General features: G+C 38.0%; 8 protein-coding genes. All 8 read right to left on the reverse strand.

Annotated elements, in window-relative coordinates; genetic code table 11:
* On the reverse strand, positions 1-193 hold a 193-nt coding region (locus ACIQ6Z_RS08685; protein ID WP_396210503.1), incomplete at its 3' end, for an NADH-quinone oxidoreductase subunit H.
* On the reverse strand, positions 186-1,235 hold the full coding sequence (locus ACIQ6Z_RS08690) for a 2Fe-2S iron-sulfur cluster-binding protein (protein ID WP_396197090.1): 1,050 nt from the start codon (positions 1,233-1,235) through the stop codon (positions 186-188). The genes ACIQ6Z_RS08685 and ACIQ6Z_RS08690, both read right to left, overlap by 8 nt.
* 51 nt (positions 1,236-1,286) lie before the next feature.
* Positions 1,287-2,645, reverse strand: coding sequence for an NADH-quinone oxidoreductase subunit NuoF (gene nuoF, locus ACIQ6Z_RS08695; protein WP_396210504.1), 1,359 nt, complete (start codon positions 2,643-2,645; stop codon positions 1,287-1,289).
* Between the two features lie 4 nt (positions 2,646-2,649).
* Positions 2,650-3,180, reverse strand: a complete 531-nt coding sequence (gene nuoE, locus ACIQ6Z_RS08700; RefSeq protein WP_396210505.1) for an NADH-quinone oxidoreductase subunit NuoE — start codon at positions 3,178-3,180, stop codon at positions 2,650-2,652.
* Positions 3,181-3,185: 5 nt separating this feature from the next.
* Positions 3,186-4,421: an NADH-quinone oxidoreductase subunit D gene (locus ACIQ6Z_RS08705; protein WP_396142179.1), complete on the reverse strand. Its 1,236-nt coding sequence runs from the start codon at positions 4,419-4,421 to the stop codon at positions 3,186-3,188.
* Between the two features lie 31 nt (positions 4,422-4,452).
* Positions 4,453-4,971: an NADH-quinone oxidoreductase subunit C gene (locus ACIQ6Z_RS08710; RefSeq protein ID WP_396210506.1), complete on the reverse strand. Its 519-nt coding sequence runs from the start codon at positions 4,969-4,971 to the stop codon at positions 4,453-4,455.
* Between the two features lie 2 nt (positions 4,972-4,973).
* Complete coding sequence (locus ACIQ6Z_RS08715) at positions 4,974-5,516, reverse strand: NADH-quinone oxidoreductase subunit B (protein ID WP_396210507.1); 543 nt, start codon at positions 5,514-5,516, stop codon at positions 4,974-4,976.
* A gap of 13 nt (positions 5,517-5,529) precedes the next feature.
* Positions 5,530-5,895 carry an NADH-quinone oxidoreductase subunit A gene (locus ACIQ6Z_RS08720; RefSeq protein WP_396210508.1) on the reverse strand — a complete coding sequence of 122 codons (366 nt, stop codon included), beginning with the start codon at positions 5,893-5,895 and terminating at the stop codon, positions 5,530-5,532.
* Positions 5,896-5,954 lie beyond the last annotated feature (59 nt).

A 5,954-nucleotide genomic window follows, 5' to 3' on the forward strand; every position in this document is an offset into this window, starting at 1 on the left:
TTGAAAACAACTTTAATCCGTCGGCAAGTGGTTGTAATAAACCAAATTTTCCGGCACGATTAGGACCAATACGATCCTGTAAAAAGGCGGCTACTTTACGTTCGGCATAGGTTGAATACATTGCCATAATCATTGTAATTGCAAAAACAGTTACAATTACAACGCTTTTTTCTATGATAAAAGCACTATCCATTATTTTTATCATTAATTAAATTACCATCAATTTTTTCTGTATAATCGATGTCGGACATACTGATTTTTTTACGATCAATAGTTCTACCTTTTAAAATATGTTCTTCGGTTTCGATCACCACTTTTTCCATATCGCGGGTGTAGTTGTTTTGATTGATAACCGAGTCTTTTTCAAATGCTCTTGGTCCTTCAATAACCCAGTCTTCCACATTTTTATGGTCAAAACGACAACTGTTACAAATGAATTCTTCCACTTCATGGTACTCGTCTTTACGACCTGTAACTCTTTGAATTTCGTTTCCAAACATCCAAACAGTTGTTTTACCACAACAGGTAGTACATTCTCTGTGCGCATTGAAAGGCTTGTTGAACCATACTCTCGATTTGAAACGGAAGGTTTTATCGGTTAAGGCTCCTACCGGACAAACATCAATCATGTTCCCCGAAAATTCATTGTCGATGGCTTTTGAAATACAAGTAGATATATTAGCATGATCTCCACGATCCATAACCCCATGTACGCGATTGTCGGTCAATTGATCGGCCACTTGCACACAACGTTGGCATAAAATACAACGGTTCATGTGTAATTGAATATTCGGACCGATATCTTCGGGTTCAAAAGTTCTTTTTTCTTCGATGTAACGGGTTTGTGATTTTCCGTGCTCGAAACTTAAATTTTGCAAATCACATTCGCCAGCTTGATCACAAACAGGGCAATCTAACGGGTGATTGATCAATAAAAATTCGGTTACCGATTTTCTAGCTTCTGTTACTCTATCAGAGTTTTTGCTATTCACTTCCATTCCGTCCATACAACCCGTAACACAAGAAGCTACAAGTTTTGGCATCGGTCTTGGATCGGCTTCGCTGCCTTTTGATACTTCAACTAAACAACAACGACATTTTCCGCCACTCCCTTTTAGTTTTGAATAATAACACATGGCTGGCGGAACACTTTCTCCTCCAATCATACGAGCAGCTTGCAGGATGGTTGTTCCTGGTGCTACTTCTACACTTTGACCGTCTATTGTTACTTTCATAGTATTGTTTTTCTATCGAAAAATAAATATATTTTACTATTGACTTATTCTTTATTTTGTTACCAAATGTTTTACCTTTTCAAAAGGCTCTGCAACAAAGTGGTTTCTATTTTTTACTTTTTCTGGGAATCTTACGTGGTATTCAAATTCTTCTCTAAAATGACGAATAGCCGCAGCTACAGGCCAAGAAGCAGCATCTCCTAAAGGACAGATGGTGTTTCCTTCAATTTTAGATTGAATGCTCCATAATAATTCGATATCTTCTTCGCGTCCGTGACCGTTTTCAATGCGGTGCAACACTTTTTCTAACCAACCCGTTCCTTCACGACATGGCGTACATTGACCACACGATTCATGATGATAAAAACGAGAGAAATTCCAAGTGTTTCTTACAATACAAGTGGTGTCATTATAAACGATAAATCCTCCTGAACCCAACATCGATCCAGTGGCAAAACCACCATCCGATAACGATTCATAAGTCATTAAACGATCAGTTCCAGCGGCTGTTTTGTAAATTAAATGTGCGGGTAAAATAGGCACAGATGACCCTCCAGGCACTAGTGCTTTTAAGGGGCGATCGTCTATCATTCCGCCACAATATTCGTCAGAATTCATAAACTCTTCTACCGATACACCCAATTCAATTTCGTAAACGCCTGGGTTTTTGATGTGTCCAGAAGCCGAAATTAACTTCGTTCCAGTTGAACGATCTATTCCAATTTTTGCATATTCAGCCCCAGTATTCATTACAATCCAAGGCACAGCAGCAATTGATTCTACATTATTTACTACGGTAGGATTTTGCCACAATCCGCTAATTGCTGGAAAAGGCGGTTTGATACGAGGGTTTCCTCTTTTACCTTCAAGCGATTCGATAAGTGCTGTTTCTTCTCCACATATATAGGCTCCGGCACCACAATGAACATATAAGTCTAAATCGTAACCCGATCCCATAATATTTTTCCCTAACCATCCAGCAGCTTTCGCTTCGTTAATGGCTCTTTCTAATATTTTGAATACCCACATGTATTCTCCACGAATATAGATGTAAGATAAGTTGGCTCCCAAGGCAAAACTAGAGGTAATCATTCCTTCAATTAATAGGTGAGGAATGTACTCCATTAAATAACGGTCTTTAAAAGTGCCTGGTTCAGATTCGTCAGCATTACATACTAAATGACGAGGTTTGCCTGATTTTTTATCTATAAAACTCCATTTCATTCCAACAGGAAATCCAGCTCCACCACGACCACGAATACCTGATGTTTTCACTTCTTCAGTAACTTCATCGGGGGTCATTGTTTTTAATGCTTTTTCCACTGAGGCATAACCACCATTTTGGCGGTATACTTCGTAGGTTTTGATCCCTGGAATATTTATTTTATCTAATAATATTTTTCTTCCCATGGCGCTATTTATCGTGTAATGTTATTTTTCCAGCTTTGCAGTCTTCTATCAGTTGGTCAAACGTTTCTTTGGTAAGTTTTTCGTGATAAAAATCACCCAATTGAAGCATCGGTGCATAGCCGCAAGCTCCTAAACATTCTACTCCGACTACTTGAAACTGTCCGTCTGCAGAAATTTCACCCAAGTTAGCGCCAATTTTTTCACACGCATAATCCATTAAATCTTCAACTCCTCTGGTTGCACAACAAGCTGTCCGACAAAATTCGAACATGTATTTTGCAATGGGTTTTTGATTGAACATGGTGTAAAAAGACACTACTTCATATACTTCCACCGGTTGAATGTGTAAAATTTCGGCAACTTTATCTTGCAGTTCAAAACTCAACCAGTTGTCGTGTGCATCTTGCACTTCATGCAGCACCGGAAGTAAAGCCGATTTTCTTTTGTCTTCTGGATAATGACTAATGATTTCATTGATGCGTGCCATCAATGCTTCGGTCATATGTATTTCTTGTTTGTATTGCGTTCTTTCCATAATTTTTATGCGTCTAATTCTCCAGCAATTACATTTAAACTTGATAATATTACAATAGCATCCGATAATAATGATCCTTTAATCATTTCTGGATACGCTTGATAATAAATGAAGCAAGGTCTTCTAAAATGTAAACGATAGGGTGTTCTACTACCATCGGTTACTAGATAAAATCCTAATTCTCCATTTCCTCCTTCAACCGGATGGTAAATTTCAGCCACTGGAATCGGCACTTCCCCCATCACAATTTTAAAGTGATAAATTAAGCTTTCCATGGTAGTGTAAACATCTTCTTTTGGAGGCAAATAATATTCAGGCACATCGGCATGGTAAGGGCCTTCAGGTAATTTGGCTAAGGCTTGACGAATGATACTTAAGCTTTCCCAAACTTCTGCATTACGCACGCAGAAACGGTCATAAGTATCTCCTGATTTTCCTACAGGAACAATAAATTCAAAATCTTCATACGAAGAATAAGGTTGGGCAACCCGTACATCATAATCCACACCCGCAGCACGAAGGTTAGGACCTGTAAATCCATAGGCCATTGCACTTTCTGCAGTTATAGCCCCTACGTTAACCGTACGGTCAATAAAGATTCGGTTGCGTTCAAATAAGTTTTCAAATTCTTTCCAAGCTACAGGGAATTCTTCTAAAAATACATTTAGTTTTCTGAAGGCTTCGTCAGACCATTCTCTTTCAAAACCGCCAATTCTTCCCATGTTGGTTGTTAAACGAGCGCCACAAATCTCTTCGTATATTTCGTATATTTTTTCTCTAAATTGGAATACATATAAAAATCCGGTATAGGCTCCGGTATCTACTCCTAAAATGGAGTTGCAAATAATATGATCGGCAATACGCGCCAATTCCATTACAATTACGCGTAAATATTGGGCTCTTTTAGGCACTTCAATATCGAGCAATTTTTCAACCGTCATCCACCAAGCCATGTTGTTAATAGGCGAAGAACAATAGTTCATTCGGTCGGTCAACGGTGTGATTTGATAAAAAGGACGATTTTCAGCAATTTTTTCAAACGCACGGTGAATGTATCCAATTGTAGGCTCTGCTTCCACAATGCGCTCTCCATCCATTAAAAGAATGTTTTGGAAAATTCCGTGGGTAGCAGGATGCGTAGGACCTAAGTTAAGTATGGAATACTCACTACCATCATCATTGCGTTTTTCATTAATTATTTTAGCATATCGATGCTCGGGGGGTAATAATAGTTCTGACATTTTATAAATGTGAAAAATTATAAATAGTTATTTAGCAATTCGCTGTTCTTCCAAAGAAACGATCATCTTTATCGGTTCTTCCATTGTCTTCCATTGGGAATTCTTTTCGCATTGGAAAAGAAACCATTTCATCCATATTTAATATTCTTTTCAATTGGGGATGCCCCGTGAAAGTAATACCATAAAAATCATAGGTTTCGCGTTCCATCCAATTAGAAGACAAAAAGATATCTGAAATTGTGGCTACTTCTGGTTGCGCTCCATTCAAATAGGTTTTAATTCTAATGCGTGTATTTTCTACCCAATTGTGTAAATGATATACCACACAAAATTGTTGATCTACTTCATTATCAGGATAGTGAACCCCACATAAATCAGTCAAAAAGTGAAAATTTGTATCTTCCTCTTCTTTAAGAAAAAGAATCACTTCACGAACGGATTCTGAAGTGACTTCAAAAGAAAAAATATCTTTTTGCATACCAAAGTTTGACACCTTGTTTGCGAATTTTTGTTCCATTTTTTCTTGTATAAGTGCCGTTTCTATAGCCATTTTTATAGGTTGTAAGAAGCTAATAATTCTTTATATTCTGGAGAGTTTCTGCGACGCACCGACTCGTTTCTAACCAACTCTTGCAGTTGCATTACTCCGTCTACAATTTGTTCTGGTCTTGGAGGGCAACCCGGCACATAAACATCTACTGGAATTACTTTGTCAATGCCTTGCAATACAGAGTAGGTGTCAAAAACACCGCCCGAAGAGGCACAAGCACCAACGGCAATTACCCAGCGTGGCTCCGACATTTGTTCGTAAACTTGACGTAAAATAGGGGCCATTTTTTTTGAAATCGTACCCATTACCATTAGCATGTCGGCCTGACGGGGTGAAAAACTTACTCGTTCTGAACCAAATCGTGCCAAATCATAATGCGAAGCCATGGTAGCCATGAATTCAATTCCACAACACGAAGTAGCAAAAGGCAATGGCCATAATGAATTAGCTCTTGCTAAACCCACAACATCATTTAGTTTCGTAGCAAAAAACCCTTCCCCAACAACTCCTTCTGGCGGAGCAACCATATTTGTCTTTGTACTCATAACAATTGCTATTTTATTCCCACTCTAGTGCTTTCTTCTTGATAATGTAGAAAAAACCAACCAATAGTAACACCATAAATATTACCATTTTAATCATTCCGTCTACGCCTAATTCCTTGAAATTTACGGCCCAAGGATATAAGAAAATAACCTCCACGTCAAACAAGACAAAAAGGATGGCTACTAAGAAATATTTTACAGAAAAAGGGATGCGAGCATTTCCTACGGATTCGATACCACATTCAAAGTTTTTGTCTTTGTTTGCCGAACTTCTTTTAGGCCCTAAAAAGTTAGAAATTATTATGGTTCCTACCACAAAACCAACGGCTAATCCGAGCTGCATCAAGATTGGAAAATAATCAAATTGGGTGGATTGCATCTGTTTAAATTTTAAGTTTTATAAAATAGCCACAAATATACATTGCATTATTTAATTCT

Source organism: Flavobacterium sp. (assembly GCF_044376915.1).
Classification (GTDB): Bacteria; Bacteroidota; Bacteroidia; order Flavobacteriales; family Flavobacteriaceae; genus Flavobacterium.

Excerpts from the sequence above, each read along its gene's own strand:
- ACIQ6Z_RS08690 (WP_396197090.1), bottom strand. The coding sequence starts at position 1,235 with ATGAAAGTAACAATAGACGGTCAAAGTGTAGAAGTAGCACCAGGAACA.
- nuoF (WP_396210504.1), bottom strand. The coding sequence starts at position 2,645 with ATGGGAAGAAAAATATTATTAGATAAAATAAATATTCCAGGGATCAAA.
- nuoE (WP_396210505.1), bottom strand. The coding sequence starts at position 3,180 with ATGGAAAGAACGCAATACAAACAAGAAATACATATGACCGAAGCATTG.
- ACIQ6Z_RS08705 (WP_396142179.1), bottom strand. The coding sequence starts at position 4,421 with ATGTCAGAACTATTATTACCCCCCGAGCATCGATATGCTAAAATAATT.
- ACIQ6Z_RS08710 (WP_396210506.1), bottom strand. The coding sequence starts at position 4,971 with ATGGCTATAGAAACGGCACTTATACAAGAAAAAATGGAACAAAAATTC.
- ACIQ6Z_RS08715 (WP_396210507.1), bottom strand. The coding sequence starts at position 5,516 with ATGAGTACAAAGACAAATATGGTTGCTCCGCCAGAAGGAGTTGTTGGG.
- ACIQ6Z_RS08720 (WP_396210508.1), bottom strand. The coding sequence starts at position 5,895 with ATGCAATCCACCCAATTTGATTATTTTCCAATCTTGATGCAGCTCGGA.